This window comes from Kiloniella laminariae, assembly GCF_027214005.1.
Lineage (GTDB): Bacteria > Pseudomonadota > Alphaproteobacteria > Kiloniellales > Kiloniellaceae > Kiloniella > Kiloniella laminariae_A.
In genome coordinates, this window is the sequence record NZ_JAPWGY010000007.1 from 101,351 (window position 1) to 119,849 (window position 18,499).

An 18,499-nucleotide genomic window follows, 5' to 3' on the forward strand; every position below is an offset into this window, starting at 1 on the left:
CCTCATTCCCGACCAAAATGTTGCAGGTACTCGGACGTGGTTACACCCAGATGGCGGGAAAAACAGCGCCGCATTTTCTGGAGGTCGCCAAAGCCGCAAAGGCTCGCGACCTGCTTCATTGACCTGCCTTTGGCCAGAAGTATTTTTGCCTGTTCCAGTCTGGTCAACTCGACAAACTGGACAGGTGAAATGCCCAGGGATTGATTAAATTTCCTATCCAGTGTCCGGGGACTCATGTTTGATGCTTTTGCCAGTTCACTGAGTGTCCAGTTGTAAGCTGGATTGCCGGAAATTTTGTCGATGAGTTTGATCAGATCTGGTTCAGCCTGTTGCTGTGCCTGAAGCAGTTGAGAGAACTGGCGTTGCCCACCGCTGCGTTTCAGGTAAACCACCAGTTCCTGGGCAACTTCCAGGGACAGGGTTCTGCCGCAGTCTTCCTCGATGATAGCGAGGGCGAGATCAATGCCGGTGGATACGCCCGCTGATGTATATATCCGGTCGGATTTTGTATAGATCGTATCCAGTTCCCATAAAACCCTGGGATAGCGGCTTTTGACTATTTGAGCTCGGGACCAGTGAGTTGTCGCGCGTCTGCCGTCAAGAACACCTGCTGCTGCCAGTAACAGCGCACCTGAACAGATTGAAATCAGGCGTTGATTCTTCGTTTGGCTGGCAAAGGCCCTGATCGCTGTAGATATTTCCCTGTCTTCAAGGAAGGCATCAATACCGTCGCCACCGGGAATGAGGAGATCAGCAACGGGATTTATGTTTTGGATACTGCCCTGTGCAACAATTTCCATGCCGCAGGAAGTTCGGACATTTTTGCCATCCGGGCTGATAAAACGGTGTGTATAGAAAACATGGTCAGGGGCAGATGCGCTGTGAAATGCCTGAACCGGGCCGCTGATATCCAGCAGGTTCACATTCTCAAAAACAAACACATCAATCTGTCTTTGCTGAGGCATCAGTCTGGTCCTTGGTCGCATAAAAAGAATAGGTGGTTTGGCAATATATGATGCTGAAATTACATTTTCGACAAGATCTGTTTGGGATAAAACTGCTGTAGAGATGAATTTGGCAAGGAGTACAAGGTTGTGACAGCAAGGCAGGAGAAGAGTCGAATGAACTGTAATTTTGTCCTGATCTTGTTGGGAAATGCGATCCTGGGGGCGCCAATGCCCATGTTGATCATTCTGGGCGGCCTGGCCGGGGTGATGCTCGCGCCGACCCCGGAATTGGCTATCTTGCCAGTTTCGCTACAGCTTTTGGCCGGAATGCTTTCTGCCATGCCCATGTCAGTGTTAATGGGACGGTATGGTCGAAAAAGTGGCTTTTTGCTTGGGGCGCTATGCGCCGGGCTTGGTGGTTTTCTGGGTGCCTACAGCCTGTTTGTTTCAAATTTTCTGCTGTTGTGTATGGCGCACGCGATGCTGGGGGCAGCCTTGAGTTGTTTCGGCTTCTTTCGTTTTGCCGCAGCAGAGGTTGTTTCTGAATCCTGGCGGCCAACGGCTATTTCGATCACGCTTGGTTCAGGCTTGGTGGCGGCCATTATCGGTCCTGAGATTTTTGTCTATACCAGGGATTATTTTACGCCTGTACCCTTTGCAGGCGGGTACGGCGCAATCTCGGTCATATCCCTGATCGGTTGCTTGCCGATTATTGCGCTATCTTTCCCAAAAGCGCCTGGTCTCAATACGAAGATAACCACGACAAAGGCCCCGATAGGAAAGATACTCTGCCGTCAGCCAGTCTATACAGCTGTCATCTGTGCCGCGGTATCTTTTGGTGTGATGGTTCTCTTGATGGCGCCGACACCGTTGGCCATGGTGAGCTGTGGTTTTAGTGAAACTCAAGCGAGTGATGTCATTCGCTGGCATGTTATTGCCATGTTTGCCCCCAGCTTTTTTACCGGAAGTCTGATATCCCGCTATGGGTCTGCCCGAATTGTTGCTTGCGGGCTATTCCTGCTTGGCCTTGCGGGGGGAATGGCCGCGACCGGAATTGAGCTTGAATACTTTTATATCTCTTTGATCCTTCTGGGACTGGGATGGAACTTTGGCTTTATCGGGGCGACCAACATGCTGTCCGAGAATCTTCTGCCAGCTGAACGGGCTCTTGTGCAGGGAGCAAATGATACCCTGGTTGCTCTTGTCGCGACTTTGGCTTCTTTTGGGTCAGGTGTGCTGATCTCGACCTTTGATTGGGGAGCCGTTGCACTGGCTGCTTTCCCGATGGTTTTTCTGGCACTGGTTTTACTTTATGTCTTGAAAAGACGGATGACCTTTCCGGGATCAGAATTGCCAGAGCAGGGGTGATACTCTGATTTTTCATGTATCGCCTTTCCGTAAAAACCGGGTCAGAAAACAAACTCCGGGACCCTCGGGATAGCTGCTTCGGTGAGATCGGATACAGGTGGTGATCCGGCGGCTCTGATTTCCTCGATAATGTTGTGGCGGGACATATAGAGTACATAGAGGCGTAAATCCACAGGGACGTCCTGCCGATATCTGAAGTCGAGGTGCAGCCACTTTTCGAGATGGGCAAAACCGTAGTGCCGATTTTGCCCTTTTTCATGCAGGATATGGTTCATAACCCCGAAGTGATAATCCACATCAAAACGGCTGAGGATCAGGCTTCGGGTCAGATGTGGCAATATCCTGCTGAGGCCCTTGCGTCGCCAATCCGGTCGGGTATAGAGGCGCCCGCTATAGGACAGTTTTCCGCGAACTGTTTTTTCTCGATCAACCGAGAGCTCACGAATGGTTGTGCCATCGGGGATTTTACCCTGTTCATACCAAAACCGCAGGTTCTCCAATGACTCGCGCAAGCTGGTATAGGGCAAAAGCTTGGCAGAGATGTAGCTGACACAATTATCCGGCTGCTGAAGATAAACGTTGATCCAGAAACAGCGGTCGGGTGTCAGTGTATTCAACGCGGGATCAAAGGCCGGATTTACATATTTGGTATCCGGCATGGCATTGGATATGTCCTGGTAGTGATCAAAATCCGTAGAAATTTCCACGGAGAGGCCCAGGGCTTTGATCTCGTTTTCCAGGGCAACAAGTCTGCTTTTAAAAAACGCCCGGCTGTAGTGAGGGCAGATCGGCCAGTCTATAAGCTGCATAGTGTCCTCCATAAATATGAATTGCAACTAATGCGTGTATATATTAATAATATAAAACCGTAATAATTGTCAATCAGGAGAATGGCTATTATGAAATTTGTAACAGGAATGGAGATTCGGCACCGCTTTACCAAAACAGTCAATGAGGGGGATCACAGCCTCTTTTGCTCATTGACCTGGAATCCTCAACCTCTGCATATCAATGTAGAGAAAGCCCGGGAAAGTGGCTTTTCTGGTGTGTTGGTCAACGGTATGTACACCCTGAGCCTGACGCTGGGGGTTTCGGTCTATGATCTGACAATGGAAGGCTTGATCGGAAATCTTTCAATCGACGACGTGCATTATCATGCACCGGTACAGATCGGGGACACCTTGAATTTTATGACCCGTATCCTTCATGTCAGGAGCTCACGCAGTCGCCCGGACTGGGAGGTCGTCACTTTTCAGCATTTCTGTTTTCGCAACAAAGATGAACTGGTGCTGGATTGCCACAGAACAACCCTGATGCAGTCCGGGTGCGATCAAGCGGAAGACGAAACAGTACTGGATCCTGATGTTATCCCCGCGACTGTTTCATAGGAGAAAAGTCACCGCTTAAATTAGCTGGCAGTTTCTGCATCCGGCTGTTTTTCTGGGCGGGCCTTGTCAAAGGCCGTCAGGGCCAGACAGTTTTTCTCGATCCGGCAGAGGGTCGGGTAATTCTCGAGCGGAATGGAAAAACGCCGGGCGTTATAGATCTGGGGGACGAGGCAGCAATCTGCGAGACCAGGGTTGTCGCCATGGCAGAAGTCGCCAGCAGAAGAATTTTGGGACAGAGTTGCTTCAAGGGCAACAAAGCCTTCATCAATCCAGTGACGATACCACTGAGTCTGCTGCTCTTTGGAAAGGCCACAAGGGCCGGTAAGGTATTTCAGAACCCTGAGGTTGTTCAGGGGATGAATATCACAGGCAATATTCTGGGCCAGAGCCCGGACATGTGCACGCTCGATTGTTGTGGCAGGCAAAAGGGCGGGATCAGGGTACTGTTCTTCCAGGTACTCGATAATCGCGAGAGACTGGGTCAGGATTTCCCCCTTTTCAACACGAAGGGCGGGGACCAGCTTTTGAGGGTTGATCTGCTGATAAGCCTCTCCCAGCTGTTGCCCGCCATCCCTGACCAGGTGGAGTGGGCTGCTCTGGTAAGGGAGGTTCTTGAGATTGAAGGCGATCCGCACCCTGTAGGCAGCTGTTGAGCGCCAGTAGGTATAGAGGTCCATGGCTAGACTTTCACAGGGTTTCAGGGGTTTCTGTGTTCAGGCATTTTTCGGCATTTGTTCGAACGCGTGTCATAAGGGAGCGCAATATGCGTTCTTCTTCAGGAGAAAGTCCTGCCAGAATTTCCTGTTCCCGCGCCCTGACCTGGGGGATCAGTTCGCTCAATATCCGGCGACCCTCTCGGGTCAGAAAAAGATTGACCCGACGTTTATCGGCACTGCTGACACCCCGTTCCAGATATCCGGCCTTGAGCAATCCTTTGATCGCCCGGCTGACCTGGACCTTGTCCAGACTGGAATGGTCGACGACTTCGCTGGCTGAAAGCGGGGGATAATTCCCCAGTACGACCATAACCCGCCATTGGTACACCGTCAGCCCATAGGCGTGGGTGTAGATCGTGGCCACGGATTGACTGATCGCCCGGTAAAAGATCCGGACTTCGTATGGGAAGAAGTCCTTGAGATTGAGGCTATCGATCTCGTTGTTACGCGGGGTCATATGTTATGGGCCTGTTATCTGGTGTCATCATTGCGGTTGGTCTTGTTTGGCTGTGCAGTTTGTTGGTTAAAGTCTGGTCTAATCCATAATCATAGCCGGAAGCCACAGAGAGAGGGCCGGAAAAAGTATGAGCAAGGCAAGGCGGGCAACATCGGCAAAAAGAAAGGCCACGACGCCCCGGCTGATTGTTTGCAGGGTCAGGCCGGGGGTGCCAGCCATGATGATAAAGAGGTTCATGCCTACGGGGGGAGTGATCAGCCCGACTTCAACCACAGACACCATAATCACACCAAACCAGATCGGATCGAAACCGAGTGAGGTAATCAGGGGATAGATAAACGGCAGGGTGAGGAGGATCATGGAGAGGGCATCCATGAAGCACCCCAGGATTATATAAAAGATAACCAGCAGAATCAGGATCATATAGCGATCCCAACCCAGTTCCGTGACAAAGGAAACCAATGACTGAGGCAGGCCTGTGGTTTCAATGAAATAATTGAATACAGCAGTGCCGACGAGAATAAGAAAAATCATTCCCGTGGTGTTGGCGGTCTCGTTCAGGCTTTCCCAGAAGCTGCGCAGATTGAGCTGGCGCTTGGCGAGCGCCAGAAGAAAAGCACCGATGGCACCGATAGCTGCTGCCTCGGTCGGGGAAAACCAGCCTGCGTAGATTCCACCGATCACAACGCCAAACAGAAGAATGACAGGCCAGACACTGAAGAGAGCCGAGAATCTTTGAGGCCATTCTACCCGGGTGTCAGCCGGGCCGAATGCGGGGTTTCTGGCGGTCTTGATCCAGATGGCCAGCATGTAGAGCCCGGTAGCCAGGAGACCGGGGATCAGCGCGGCAGCGAAAAGGCGCCCGATCGACTGCTCGGTCAGAATGGCGTAGATGATCATGATGACACTGGGAGGGATCAGCACACCCAATGTGCCGCCAGCAGCGATGGTGGCGCTGGCAAGACCATCATCATAGTTGCGACGACGCATTTCAGGCATTGCGACCCGGCACATGGTCGCGGCGGTTGCCAGCGATGATCCGCAGATGGCCCCAAAGGCGGCGCAGGCGCCGACTGTTGCCATGGCGAGGCCGCCCCGATAGTGGCCGATAAAGGCATGAACGCCGTCATAGAGCGCGCGGGATAGTCCGGCCCGGGCCGAGAAAGCCCCCATCAGAATAAACAGCGGAATGACCGAGAGAGAGTAAGGGAAGACAGACTCAAAAGGGATAGAGCCCATGATAAAGGCAACGGAATCATATCCGTTGACGATCAGCCCGCCGATGGCCCCAACCATTCCCATGGCAATGGCGATGGGAATGCGAAAAGCAATTAGACCCAACAGAACGACAAAGGAGATGAGGCCGATTATTTCCGGAGACATGGTTCTGGGCCCTATGGCTTGTGCAGGGACAGGACATCCCGTTGAGTGACGAGGGTATAGAAGCTGGCAATGCACAGATGAAGCGCAACCAGAACCGAGAGGGCGGATCCGATGACAAGGGGGATCCAGTAGTAGATCATGGGAAGCCCGAGGGTCATGGAGATATCACCGTACTCGTTCTGCATTTGGGCTTGGGTAAAGGAAAAAACCATGATGGCGAACATGAAACAGCAACTGAGCAGGGCCCCGATCAGTTGGAACAGCGCGGCAGGCCGCAAGGGCAAACGGTCCGTGATGATGGAGACTGCCACATGGCTCCCGCTCATAAAGGTCTGGGGAATAGAAAGATAGGCAGCCGAAAGGATCATGAGCTGGATCAAGTCAATTGTGCCATAGATACCTGCCCCATCCATCTTGCGCAAAATGACATCCGACGTGGTTATCAGCATGGCTCCAAGCAGGAAAAGCATGCCAAGTCCAGCGGTGTATTTTGTCACGCTGCCGAGTATCCTGTGGGACTGTTTGATCATGCTTGTGCCTGTTGTTCTGGCGTATTAATTTTCGGGAAAACCCGGCTGACTGTTCTTGTTCCAATCAGCCGGGGCGCCGGATTATTCGTATTTGGCGATGGTTTTTACAGCCGCCTCATAGATTTCGCGGGCGTTTGCCACACCAGATTCCTCGATGCTTTTGAGGTATTTTTCTGTGGTGGGCTGAAGGGCTGTGCGCCATTCCGCCCGTTCGCTGTCAGAAAGTGTCAAAACGGAATTGCCTTTGGCCTTCACATCAGCAATGCCGGGCTCATCCCATTTGTTCCACCAGGGACCGAACTTCGCGACCAGAGTGTCTCCGCTGATGGCATCAATGGCCGCACGGATATCTTCGGGCAGGGCGTTATATTTTTTCTCGTTCATAACGAAATAGAAGCTGGTGGTGTAGGCCTTGGCATCAAGGTGGTAGTCGAGAACTTCGGCAAGCTTGAAGCCATGTACGCCGTCATACGGGAACAGGTTGCCGTCGATCACACCCTTTTGCAGGTTTTCATAAACCTGGGTCGGAGGCAGGCCGACAGGCGTTGCATTGAGCTGTTCAAGCATCATGGATGTTGCCAGGCTTGGGGTGCGCAGACGCAACCCTTCCAGATCAGCCATGGTTTTTACCTGTTTGTCGCGGGTATGGATCAGGCCAGGATTGTGGGCATGGAGAGCCAGAACCTTAAGCCCGTCGTATTCTTCGGCCAGATATTCAGGATAAAGATCCCAGAGAGCCCGGGACGCTGCGTCGGCTGACTTGGTAAGAAAAGGCAGATCCATAATCAGGGTGCGCGGGAGGCGGCCACGGGGAAAGCCGGTCAGGCCGTGAGCGATATCGACAACACCGGCACGGACCTGATCGTATTGCTTGGCGACATGTCCAAAAGCGGATCCGGCGGGAAAAATTGTGACCTTTACCTGTCCGTTTGTCTGCTCTTCCAGTTCTTTGGCCCAAGGCTCAAGGAAATCTGTATGCGTCGGGTGTGATGCTGGCAGAAAGTGGCTGAGTTTGAGCTCGATGGTTTCTGCAAGGGCAGGAGTTAACGTGGCTGTCGCCAGTGATGTTGCCAGTGTTGCGGCAGCGGCAAGTAGTATGTGTTTCATGGATCAATAGCCTTCCTGTACGGCGGTGGCCTGTTTGTTCAGGCCAATTTGCGAGTGAGCGTCGCTCTTTATCAAGCCAGTGGATTTGCTATTTGTAATCCATAATTGGCTGGTTGATCATAATAGTTTCATATGAAACAAATTGGCAATTAATTTTTTGGGTAAATTTATGGTTCAGTTAATTTATTGAATTATAACAATATAATTTAAATCAATGAAAATTATTCGTAGTGTGGTATGGTGAAATTTACGATATTCCTTGAATTAGTTTCATTTGTAACTAATCTCGAACGTCTTAACTGTGTGTTTGTACAGTTCGCCAGAGTTGCTCTGGCCAGATTGTATTGATGCGTCATAAATCGGTTGTACGGGGTCCCGTATGGCCTCATGCCTATGAGGTTGAAGATGAAAATCGAACAGATACACCACGTTGCTTATCGCTGTAAGGATGCCAAGGAAACGGTCGAATGGTACGGAAAGTACCTGAATATGGATTTTATTCTTGCGATTGCTGAAGACGAGGTTCCCTCGACCAAGGCAAAAGATCCCTATATGCATATCTTTCTTGATGCAGGAAAAGGCAGCATTCTAGCATTTTTCGAAATTCCCAATTCACCCCCGATGGGCCGTGATCCGAATACACCGGAATGGGTGCAGCACCTGGCATTGAGCGTTGCTACGATGGACGAGATGATGTCGGTCAAAGCCAAGCTGGAAGCTGATGGTATTAATGTCCTGGGACCAACGGATCATACGCTGTTCAAGTCGATCTATTTCTTTGACCCCAGTGGACACCGGATTGAACTGGCCGTGAATGTCGGAACCCCTGAGATGAACAAGAAGCTCGATGCCGTGAAATGGGAAATGCTGGAAGAGTGGTCAAAAACCAAGCGGGCACCAAAGCATGCGGACTGGATGCATGAAAAAGCACGTAGCTCTTAAGGCAGGTAATCTATAGATGAAACTCGCAACATATAAAAACGGCACACGTGATGGCCTGCTGGTTGTTGTCAGCCGTGATCTTGAACTCTGTATCCCCGCAGGAGATATTGCGCCAACCCTGCAATCTGCATTGGATAACTGGGAACAGGCCGCTCTGACGCTGGGTCAGATTTATCAGGATCTTAATCGCAAAGGAGCCGAGCTTGCGGGCGCGATGATCTTTGATCAGGAGGCTTGTGAGTCTCCTTTGCCACGTTCGTATCAGTGGGCCGATGGTTCTGCTTACGTCAATCATGTGGAACTGGTGCGCAAGGCGCGGGGTGCCGAACTGCCCGAGAGTTTCTGGAGTGATCCATTGATGTATCAGGGCGGGTCGGACAGCTTTATTGGACCGCGAGAGGATATCCCGCTGGCTTCGGAAGACTGGGGGATTGATTTCGAAGCCGAGATCGCGGTCATCACTGATGACACCCCGATGGGGGTAAGCGCGGCAGCCGCGGCGGATCACATCAAATTACTGATGCTGGTAAACGATGTCTCGCTGCGTGGCCTGATTCCAGCAGAGCTGGCAAAGGGCTTTGGCTTCTTTCAGTCGAAACCCTCCAGTGCCTTTTCTCCCGTGGCGGTGACGCCGGATGAACTGGGGGCGTCATGGACAGGTGGCAAGGTCCATCTGCCGTTGCAGTCCTGGTTGAATGGGGAGCTGTTCGGCAAGCCGGAAGCGGGTGTGGACATGACATTCAGTTTTCCGGAAATCGTTGCGCATGCCGCAAAAACCCGGCCATTGGGGGCGGGAGCGATTGTCGGTTCGGGAACGGTATCCAATAAACTGGATGGCGGACCTGGCAAGCCGGTTTCTCAGGGGGGACTTGGTTATTCCTGTCTGGCTGAAATCCGTATGATCGAGACCATTGCCCAGGGGGCCCCAGTTACGCCCTTTATGAAATTCGGCGATCGTGTCGCAATCGAGATGCAGGACAAGAACGGTCAGTCAATTTTTGGCCGGATTGATCAGCAGGTCGTCAAGTATCAGACGCGATGAGTACTTGTTGATCATCGTCTAGACCTGGATTGCTGTTGGAAAAGCCTGCTTCTTTGTCGAGGAGCAGGCTTTTCTTGTTTGTGCTGGTTGTTGATTTTGCCTCGCTGGTTCCATTTTGGAACAGGTGCTATTTCTGTTTGGCAATAGTAACGATGAAGAAAAAGCAATATGCTGCACTGCAATAATAACTGTTAGCCGCCCAAAAGTGGTGGGAAAATAACAGGCTTTTGAACTCCAGGAGGCTAGAATGACCGAATCTCACCGGCCACGCCGATCCGTGCTTTATATGCCGGGTTCCAATCCCCGGGCGCTTGAAAAGGGAAGATCTGTTGCCGCTGATGCGTTGATTCTTGATCTGGAAGACGCTGTGGCGGGGGACAAAAAACCTGAAGCCCGCAATGAGGTTGTCCGGGCGATCAAGAAGGGCGGTTATGGCAGCCGGGAAATTATTGTCCGGGTGAACCCGCTGGATACGGAATGGGGGATGGAAGATGTCCGTACCATTTCGAAAACAAAAGCTGATGCCATACTTTTGCCCAAGGTGGAGACAGCAGAGCAGGTGATTGCTCTGGAGGCCATGATGGTTGGTGCTGGCGCGCCTCGGGAAATGTCTATCATGTGCATGATGGAAACGCCGATGGGGATGCTGTGTGCCAAGCAGATCGCCGGGGCATCGAAACGTATTTCCTGCCTGGTGATGGGGACATCGGATCTGGTCAAGGATCTGCAGGCCCAACATACAGGTATGCGGTTGCCGGTCCTGACGTCGCTTGGCCTCTGCCTTCTGGCCGCAAGGGCCTACAAACTGGCTATTCTTGATGGTGTCTATCTGGATCTGAAAGACGATGAGGGCCTGCTGGAATCCTGTCGCCAGGGACGTGAACTGGGCTTTGATGGCAAGACGTTGATACATCCCAAAACTGTCGATGTGGCAAATAAAGTATTTGGTCCCTCTGAAGAAGCGATAGAATGGGCGCAGGCTGTGGTCGTTGCCTATAATGCTGCTTTGAAAGACGGCAAGGGTGTCGCCATCCTTGATGGTAAACTGATTGAAAATCTCCATGCCGTCGAGGCGAAGCGCATTCTGGCGACAGCTGAGGCGATCAGAGAGCTTGAGGCTTATTGGGGTGCCTGATTAACCCTGTTTGACAGGGATGCTGACGTGGTGTTGTGACGACTTGATCAAAGGTTGCCGATGCCGTCCGGAATGATATCCGGGATAACCATAAGGGGTAAGGCAATGCCATCAAAAAATGAAAACCTTGGGAGCAGCAAGACCAACAAGGGAAATTTCTTTGAGGATTTTCATGTTGGTATGTCTTTGAAGCATGCGACCCCCCGAACAGTAACTGCTGGTGATCAGGCTCTGTACCAGGCTCTTTACGGATCAAGGTTTGTGCTTGCTTCTTCCGACGAGTTTGCCCGCTCAGTTGGTCTGGCGCAGGCGCCGCTCGATGACTTCCTGGCTTTTCATCTTGTGTTTGGCAAAACCGTTCCAGACATTTCCCTGAATGCTGTTGCAAACCTCGGTTATGCAGAGGGCCGTTTTGGGGTGCCTTTGTTTCCCGGAGACACGGTGACGACGACCAGTGAAGTGATCGGGACCAAGGAAAATTCTAATGGCAAGACCGGTGTGGTCTATGTCCGGTCAACAGGTCGGAACCAGTATGGTGAAATGGTTCTTGAATATGTGCGTTGGGTAATGGTGCGTATGTCCGCTTTGGCTCTGTCCCCGAGGAAAAGTCCAACGAAGGCAGCAGAGGTTCCGGATTTACTCGCCAGTGTTAAGACTTCTGACCTTACGATTCCTGAAGAGATGACCTTTGCGGGCTTTGACAGTGTTTTGTCCGGTTCGCCTTATCTTTGGGGGGATTACAAGGTGGGGGAACGGATTGCCCATGTGGATGGTATGACAATTGAGGAAGCTGAACACCAGATGGCGACCCGGCTCTACCAAAACACCGCCAAGGTACATTTTAACCAGCATAGTGAAGGCCAGGGGCGCTTTGGGCGTCGCCTGATCTATGGTGGGCATATCATCTCGCTTGCCCGCTCCCTGTCATTCAATGGTATGGAAAATGCTGTAAAGGTTGTTGCCCTTAATGGAGGGACGCATGTGGCGCCTACTTTCGCCGGGGATACAATCTATGCCTGGAGCGAAGTGCTAGAGAAAATTGAATTGTCAGGACGCAGTGATGTTGGTGCGCTTCGTGTTCGGCTGGTAGCGGCGAAGAATAATGACTGTGGTGATTTTCCCTTGCGTGATGAGCAGGGGGGGTGTCATCCAGATGTTGTTCTTGACCTGGATTATACGGTTTTGATGCCAAGGTGAGCCCCTGCTGGTGGTGCCGAACTCGTGTGGAGGTGACTTTGCTCCCGAGGGCTGAGAGTTTCTGGAAAGTAATAAATTCCTGCAGCCGGGTTGTTTGTTGAATAACAAGTAAGCCAGGTTAAAACCGGGATGGATAAGTTGCAAATAAAAGTTTGCTGTTGAAAAAAACCACTGGGAAAATAAATTTTCAGGGTAGTGTTTTGATGAATTATTGCGCTGCAGCAGGGGTGTTTTATTTGAAATTTAATAGGAGATAAAAAGTAAAAAAATCTTGTCGGGCGAGACTGATTTTACTTTTTATTCCATGTCGTTTCTGAATTGGTTTTTGTCGCCTTGCATTGACTAATGTTGCGATGCGGTTTAACGTCGACGGATCTTTGGGTTCTACAAAATATAATGCGCGCGAAGCACAAATGTGGAACCGGCGCGCGATATCGGGAAAGAAAATATGACCAGGGGTAACAGACCTCTTTCGCCTCACCTGCAGGTATATCGTCCTCAACTTACTTCCTCCCTCTCCATCCTCTTTCGTATCATGGGCGTGGCCACCTCTGTCGGATCGCTGGTGCTGATCTGGTGGCTGGTTGCTGCGGCAAGCGGTGCTGAATATTTTGAGATGGTTCAATCCTTCCTTGGTTCCTGGTTTGGCCGCCTGATGCTTTTTGGCTGGACGCTTGCGCTGGTTTACCACCTGTGTAATGGCGTGCGTCACCTCTATTGGGATGCGGGCAAGGGAATGGACTTGCCAAGTGTTCATGCTTCGGGAAAAGCCGTGGTTGTTGTCAGTCTTTTGCTGACCCTCGGCCTCTGGGTTCTGGCTTATAGTGTAGGAGGAGCCTGATATGTCTCTTCGTTCTCCTCTTGCCCGTGTACGCGGGCTTGGCTCTGCCCGGGAAGGATCTTCCCACTGGTGGGCCCAGCGTTTGACCAGCGTGGCACTGGTGCCTCTGGTCCTGTGGTTTGTCTTCTCTGTTGCCATGATGGCTGGTGCTGACTATGTCGAGTTTATCGACTGGGTTCGCTCGCCAGTGGTTGCTGGTCTGCTGGTCTTGTTGATATCTGTCGGGCTGCTGCATTCCAGCCAGGGGATGCAGGTGGTCATTGAAGATTATATTCACGGCGAATTCTGCAAGGTAGTCGCCCTGTTCCTGAGCCAGTCTGTCCATGTTGTGTTGGGGCTGACAGGTGTTCTTTCCGTTTTGTTGATTCTTTTCAGGGGCTAGGGAAAACCATGACCACTGCTTCTTCCAAGAAAGCATACGAATTTATTGACCATACCTATGATGTGGTTGTTGTCGGAGCTGGTGGCGCCGGGTTGCGCGCGACACTGGGGCTGGCCGAGGCGGGGTTGAAAACCGCTTGCATCACCAAGGTTTTTCCGACCAGAAGTCACACCGTTGCAGCACAGGGCGGCATTTCCGCTTCTCTGGGGAACATGGGCGAAGATGACTGGCGCTGGCACATGTATGACACCGTCAAGGGGTCAGACTGGCTGGGTGATCAGGATTCAATCGAATACATGGTCCGTGAAGCTGTTCCGGCGATTGTCGAGCTTGAACATTACGGAATGCCGTTCAGCCGAACCGAGGATGGCAAGATCTATCAGCGTCCCTTTGGTGGAATGACAACCCGATATGGCGAGGGGACTGCCCAGCGGACCTGTGCCGCGGCGGACAGAACCGGCCATGCCATGCTGCACACGCTCTATCAGCAGAGCTTGCGTCGCAATGCCGAGTTCTTCATTGAGTATTTCGCGATCGATCTGATTATGGAAGATGGTGCCTGTCGGGGTGTCGTCGCCTGGAATCTGGATGACGGTACCCTACACCGTTTCCGGGCTCAGAAGGTTATTATGGCTACGGGTGGCTATGGCCGGGCTTACTTCTCCTGCACGGGTGCCCACACCTGTACGGGTGATGGTGGCGGTATGGTGCTCCGCGCGGGTCTTGATTGCCAGGATATGGAGTTTGTCCAGTTTCACCCAACCGGCATCTATGGCGCGGGTTGTCTGATTACTGAAGGGGTTCGTGGCGAGGGTGGTTATCTGACCAACTCTGAAGGTGAACGCTTTATGGAGCGTTATGCCCCAAGTGCCAAAGACCTTGCCAGCCGCGATGTTGTGAGCCGTGCCATGACCATGGAAATTCGCGATGGCCGGGGCGTTGGCGCCAGCAACGATCATATTCATCTGCATATCGAACATCTTGACCCGGATCTGATCCACAAGCGTTTGCCAGGGATTGCTGAATCGGCAAGAATTTTTGCAGGTGTTGACGTGTCCAAGGAACCGATTCCGGTAATCCCGACCTGTCACTACAACATGGGGGGGATCCCCTGCAAATATACGGGCGATGTGGTGACGAGCAAGAACGGGGACCCTAATGCCGAAGTTCCTGGCCTGATGGCGATTGGGGAAGCTGCTTGTGTATCTGTGCACGGTGCGAACCGCCTGGGATCAAACTCACTGCTTGATCTTGTTGTCTTTGGTCGCGGCGCTGCACTGCATTGTATCGAGACAGTGAAACCCGGGGCCAAGCAGGCGCCATTGCCGGAAGGGGCGGGGGATAACTCTCTCGATCGTCTGGACAAGGCACGCTATGCCAAGGGAACCATGAAAACGGCCGAAGTGCGTCTGGAGATGCAAAAAGCCATGCAGAATCACGCTGCTGTCTTCCGGACAGGCGAGAGCCTCAAAGAAGGTGTTGAGCTTCTTGGTTCGATCTGGAGCAAAAAAGACGATATTTCTGTGGCGGATCGCTCGATGGTCTGGAACTCGGATCTGGTCGAGACGCTGGAACTCGACAATCTGATGTATCAGGCACGGGTGACCATGTCCGGTGCGGCCAATCGGGAAGAAAGCCGCGGGGCGCATGCCCGTGAAGATTTCCCGGATCGCAATGACGAAACCTGGATGAAACATACCCTGGCCAAATGTGCCGCCGACGGGACTGTAACGTTTGACTACCGGCCGGTTAACCTGCAGCCGTTGTCGGATGAAGTGCAGTCCTTCCCGCCCAAAGCACGCGTTTACTGATCGTGTGGTGGGAAAAGCGTCAAGGAGAGAATAAAAAATGGTAGAATTTGCACTTCCGGCCAATTCAAAAATAAATAAAAACGGGAAAAAGTACCCGGCCCCGGCTGGCGCAAGCAAGACGAAGACCTTCCGGGTCTATCGCTGGAACCCGGATGACGGCCAGAACCCGCGTGAGGATGTCTATGAAGTGGACATGGATAATTGCGGGCCGATGGTTCTGGATGCTCTGATCAAGATCAAGAACGAGATTGATCCATCCCTGACTTTCCGCCGTTCCTGTCGTGAAGGGGTTTGCGGGTCCTGTGCCATGAATATTGACGGCACCAATACGCTGGCTTGTACCAAGTATTGTGCTGATGTTGCCGAGGGTGACGAGGTCAAGATCTATCCGCTGCCGCATATGCCTGTGGTCAAGGATCTGGTTCCTGATCTCAATCATGTCTATGCCCAGTACACCTCGATCGAACCTTGGTTGAAATCAACCACAGCTGCGCCTGAACGTGAACGGCTACAAACACCAGAAGACAGGGAAAAGCTCGATGGCCTGTGGGAATGTATCCTCTGTTTCTGCTGTTCTACATCCTGCCCGAGCTACTGGTGGAACGGGGATCGTTATCTGGGGCCTGCCATTCTTCTTCAGGCTTATCGCTGGATTGCGGATAGCCGTGATGAAGAAACGGGGAGCAGACTGGATAATCTTGAAGATCCTTTCCGGCTCTATCGTTGTCACACGATTATGAACTGTACCAAAACCTGTCCAAAGGGGCTTAATCCGGCCAAGGCAATTGCCGAGATTAAAAAACTGATGGTGGAAAGAAAAGTCTGATCAGGATTTTCGAAAGAATATCCAGGCAAAGGCCGGCCCGTGGGTCGGCCTTTGTTGTATCTCCAATGTTGCATCCACTCGCTGTTTTTTATTCCTTTTGGCGATGTATATATTCTTTTTACTCCTTCCTGTTATGGTGGTCAGTATCGGTCTGTTACGTTTTGCCTGACAGGACAGCAGGCGGTTAGGTTTGATGAGGGGAAACAATTCCGGATGTCGGGCGCAATTGCTGAGATAATATTGGCTGTGGTCCTCTGTATCCTGACCGTAATTGTTTTGTACCATCGGCCAAGCAAACCGGAGGTGTATTCCCTTTGGCGGTTTTTTGTAACAGCTGTGGCCCTTTTTTCAGCTGTAAGTCTTGTCACCGTAACAGGTCGCCTGTTCGTGGAAGAGAACGTGTTCATTAAGGAGCTGATGCCCTGGATCCATACGGGTGGATATCTGGCGGGGCTGATCTTTCTGCTGATCGGTACAGGAAAAATAATATCCCTGTGGCATGGGCGGGAAAAACTGCTTGTGCGCCTTGAGAAGGCGGAAGCCGAAGTGGAAAGGCATAATCATTTTCTTCAGGATTTGATGGATGCGATCCCTGCGCAGGTTTTTTTCAAAAATACCAGGGGCGAGTACATCGGTTCCAATAAAATGTATCAAGAAAATATGCAGCGCAGTTCGGAAGAATTGCTAGGTAAAACCGCCTATGACCTTGTGCCAAAAGAACAGGCAGATTTTTTCACGCAGACTGACCAGGAGGCTTTTGCAAAAGGCCGGATCCTGGAACAGGAAACCACGATCACGCGCGGTGATGGCGAAGTCGTGAACATTCTTATGCACAAGGCAAGCTTTCGAGATGCCGAAGGGAAGGTTGCTGGCCTGATCGGGGTTAGTCTGGATATTACCGCTCGCAAGCGGGTGGAAACGGCACTTCGTATTAGTGAAGAGCGATTTCGCCGGATGTCAGAGCTGTCAAATGAAGCCATTTTTTTACACTCTCAAGGACGCATGATTGACTGCAATCATGCAGCTTTGCGGATGTTCGGTTATTCCTATGAGGAAATGCTGGTCCTTGGGGTTGAGGATTTGATTGCCCCGGAAGATATCGCTCTGGTTCAGGAGCGGATCACACGGGGAGAGAGTGATTCTTATGAGGCTTCGGCTTTACGCCGGGATGGATCACGTTTTGAAATCAATGTCAGTGCCAAAAACAGTATTCTCGACGGGAAAAATTCCCGTATCACCTTCATCAATGATATTTCCCTCCGTAAACGGGCCGAGAGTACATTGCGAAAACTCTCAACCGCTGTGGAACAAAATCCGGTCGCTATCGAAATCACGGATCCAACCGGGAGAATTGAATATGTGAATCCCACCTTCTGTGCGGTCAGTGGCTATTCTGCGGAAGAGATTATAGGAAAAAAACCGAGTATTCTTAAGTCAGGCCATACAAAGGATGAAGAATACAAAAAGCTGTGGGAAACCATCACCAGCGGCAAGGTCTGGCACGGTGTCTTCCAGAACCGTCGAAAAAATGGGGAGCTTTTCTGGGAACGGGCCTCAATTTCCAGTGTTGTTGATGAAACGGGCAGAATTACAAATTTTGTTGCCACGAAAGAAGATATATCCCAGCAGCGGATTGCTGAAGCACAGCTGATGGATGCAAAGGAACGGGCCGAGCTTGCGAGCCGTGCGAAGTCTGAATTTCTGGCAAATATGAGTCATGAACTCCGGACCCCTCTGAATGCAATTATAGGGTTTTCAGAGCTGATCGAGCGCGAGGTCTTTGGCCCTGTGGGCTCGGAAAAGTATCTTGAATATATCGCGGATATTCGCAATAGCGGGGATCATCTCCTCAATCTGATCAACGATATTCTGGATCTGTCAAAAATTGAAGCCGGGGAGTTTGTTCTCAATGAGGAGGCGGTCGACCTGGCAGAGATGATACATTCGTCTTTGATCATCATCCGGCCACGCTTGCTGAGCAGTGGACTTTCCCTCGACCTTGAACTTGAAGAAGGAGTGCGACCTGTACTTGCCGATGCCCGGGGAATCAAGCAGATCCTGATCAACCTTCTTTCAAATGCGGTTAAATTTACCCGGGGAGGCGGGCGGATAACGGTTCGGCTTAAGACCCTGGCACAGGGGGTGAAAATAGAAGTCGCTGACAGCGGGATCGGCATTCCGGCGGACAAGCTATCAGAAGTCACAAAACCTTTCTGGCAGGTGGACAGTTCCATGACTCGCCAGAGTCAGGGTACCGGACTGGGGTTGTCGATCACGAACAAGCTCTGTCTGCTCCACGACGGTATGCTTGATCTGGTCAGCGAAGAAGGCAAGGGGACGACAGTATCGGTTACTTTGCCTTTGAGCAGGATGGTTTTGGAGCATGGCCAAAAAGACCTGTTCAGCTCCCGGCATCACTGATTTTCG

General features: G+C 51.6%; 18 protein-coding genes. 11 read left to right on the forward strand and 7 right to left on the reverse strand.

Annotated features, from left to right (window positions below; translation table 11 throughout):
* Window positions 1-2: 2 nt before the first annotated feature.
* Window positions 3-965: a GlxA family transcriptional regulator gene (locus tag O4H49_RS16595; protein ID WP_269424563.1), complete on the reverse strand. Its 963-nt coding sequence runs from the start codon at window positions 963-965 to the stop codon at window positions 3-5.
* A gap of 156 nt (window positions 966-1,121) precedes the next feature.
* Here O4H49_RS16595 and O4H49_RS16600 point away from each other — a divergent pair, with 156 nt between their 5' ends.
* Window positions 1,122-2,315, forward strand: coding sequence for an MFS transporter (locus O4H49_RS16600; protein WP_269424564.1), 1,194 nt, complete (start codon window positions 1,122-1,124; stop codon window positions 2,313-2,315).
* Window positions 2,316-2,356: 41 nt separating this feature from the next.
* On the opposite strand, the gene O4H49_RS16605 is transcribed toward O4H49_RS16600, so the two are convergent.
* The gene (locus O4H49_RS16605; protein ID WP_269424565.1) at window positions 2,357-3,124 is read right to left on the reverse strand and encodes a hypothetical protein; all 768 of its coding nucleotides are present in this window, start codon (window positions 3,122-3,124) and stop codon (window positions 2,357-2,359) included.
* A gap of 90 nt (window positions 3,125-3,214) precedes the next feature.
* On the opposite strand from O4H49_RS16605, the gene O4H49_RS16610 reads away from it, so the two are divergent.
* Window positions 3,215-3,703 carry a MaoC family dehydratase gene (locus tag O4H49_RS16610; protein ID WP_269424566.1) on the forward strand — a complete coding sequence of 163 codons (489 nt, stop codon included), beginning with the start codon at window positions 3,215-3,217 and terminating at the stop codon, window positions 3,701-3,703.
* Between the two features lie 20 nt (window positions 3,704-3,723).
* On the opposite strand, the gene maiA is transcribed toward O4H49_RS16610, so the two are convergent.
* From maiA to O4H49_RS16635, 5 genes are all read right to left on the reverse strand, one after another.
* Window positions 3,724-4,380 carry a maleylacetoacetate isomerase gene (maiA, locus tag O4H49_RS16615; RefSeq protein WP_269424567.1) on the reverse strand — a complete coding sequence of 219 codons (657 nt, stop codon included), beginning with the start codon at window positions 4,378-4,380 and terminating at the stop codon, window positions 3,724-3,726.
* A 10-nt stretch (window positions 4,381-4,390) separates the two neighbouring features.
* Window positions 4,391-4,876, reverse strand: coding sequence for a MarR family winged helix-turn-helix transcriptional regulator (locus O4H49_RS16620; protein ID WP_269424568.1), 486 nt, complete (start codon window positions 4,874-4,876; stop codon window positions 4,391-4,393).
* Window positions 4,877-4,954: 78 nt separating this feature from the next.
* Complete coding sequence (locus O4H49_RS16625) at window positions 4,955-6,259, reverse strand: TRAP transporter large permease (protein WP_269424569.1); 1,305 nt, start codon at window positions 6,257-6,259, stop codon at window positions 4,955-4,957.
* 11 nt (window positions 6,260-6,270) lie between these two features.
* Window positions 6,271-6,789: a TRAP transporter small permease gene (locus O4H49_RS16630; RefSeq protein WP_269424570.1), complete on the reverse strand. Its 519-nt coding sequence runs from the start codon at window positions 6,787-6,789 to the stop codon at window positions 6,271-6,273.
* A gap of 81 nt (window positions 6,790-6,870) precedes the next feature.
* Window positions 6,871-7,896 (reverse strand): TRAP transporter substrate-binding protein, encoded by a 1,026-nt coding sequence (locus tag O4H49_RS16635; RefSeq protein ID WP_269424571.1) that lies wholly within the window; start codon window positions 7,894-7,896, stop codon window positions 6,871-6,873.
* 405 nt (window positions 7,897-8,301) lie between these two features.
* Here O4H49_RS16635 and O4H49_RS16640 point away from each other — a divergent pair, with 405 nt between their 5' ends.
* From O4H49_RS16640 to O4H49_RS16680, 9 genes are all read left to right on the forward strand, one after another.
* Complete coding sequence (locus O4H49_RS16640) at window positions 8,302-8,838, forward strand: VOC family protein (RefSeq protein ID WP_269424572.1); 537 nt, start codon at window positions 8,302-8,304, stop codon at window positions 8,836-8,838.
* A 16-nt stretch (window positions 8,839-8,854) separates the two neighbouring features.
* The gene (locus O4H49_RS16645) at window positions 8,855-9,880 is read left to right on the forward strand and encodes a fumarylacetoacetate hydrolase family protein (protein ID WP_269424573.1); all 1,026 of its coding nucleotides are present in this window, start codon (window positions 8,855-8,857) and stop codon (window positions 9,878-9,880) included.
* Window positions 9,881-10,127: 247 nt separating this feature from the next.
* Entirely contained in the window at window positions 10,128-11,015 is an 888-nt protein-coding gene (locus O4H49_RS16650) for an HpcH/HpaI aldolase/citrate lyase family protein (protein ID WP_269424574.1), read from the forward strand.
* Window positions 11,016-11,120: 105 nt separating this feature from the next.
* Window positions 11,121-12,212: a MaoC family dehydratase gene (locus O4H49_RS16655; protein WP_269424575.1), complete on the forward strand. Its 1,092-nt coding sequence runs from the start codon at window positions 11,121-11,123 to the stop codon at window positions 12,210-12,212.
* Between the two features lie 448 nt (window positions 12,213-12,660).
* Complete coding sequence (gene sdhC, locus O4H49_RS16660; RefSeq protein ID WP_269424576.1) at window positions 12,661-13,053, forward strand: succinate dehydrogenase, cytochrome b556 subunit; 393 nt, start codon at window positions 12,661-12,663, stop codon at window positions 13,051-13,053.
* Between the two features lies 1 nt (window position 13,054).
* Window positions 13,055-13,435: a succinate dehydrogenase, hydrophobic membrane anchor protein gene (gene sdhD / locus O4H49_RS16665; RefSeq protein WP_269424577.1), complete on the forward strand. Its 381-nt coding sequence runs from the start codon at window positions 13,055-13,057 to the stop codon at window positions 13,433-13,435.
* 8 nt (window positions 13,436-13,443) lie between these two features.
* A complete protein-coding gene (gene sdhA / locus O4H49_RS16670) occupies window positions 13,444-15,246 on the forward strand; it encodes a succinate dehydrogenase flavoprotein subunit (protein WP_269424578.1) in 1,803 nt (600 codons plus the stop codon).
* Between the two features lie 37 nt (window positions 15,247-15,283).
* Complete coding sequence (locus tag O4H49_RS16675; RefSeq protein ID WP_269424579.1) at window positions 15,284-16,072, forward strand: succinate dehydrogenase iron-sulfur subunit; 789 nt, start codon at window positions 15,284-15,286, stop codon at window positions 16,070-16,072.
* A gap of 417 nt (window positions 16,073-16,489) precedes the next feature.
* Window positions 16,490-18,493, forward strand: a complete 2,004-nt coding sequence (locus O4H49_RS16680) for a PAS domain-containing sensor histidine kinase (protein ID WP_269424580.1) — start codon at window positions 16,490-16,492, stop codon at window positions 18,491-18,493.
* The last annotated feature ends 6 nt before the right edge of the window (window positions 18,494-18,499 follow it).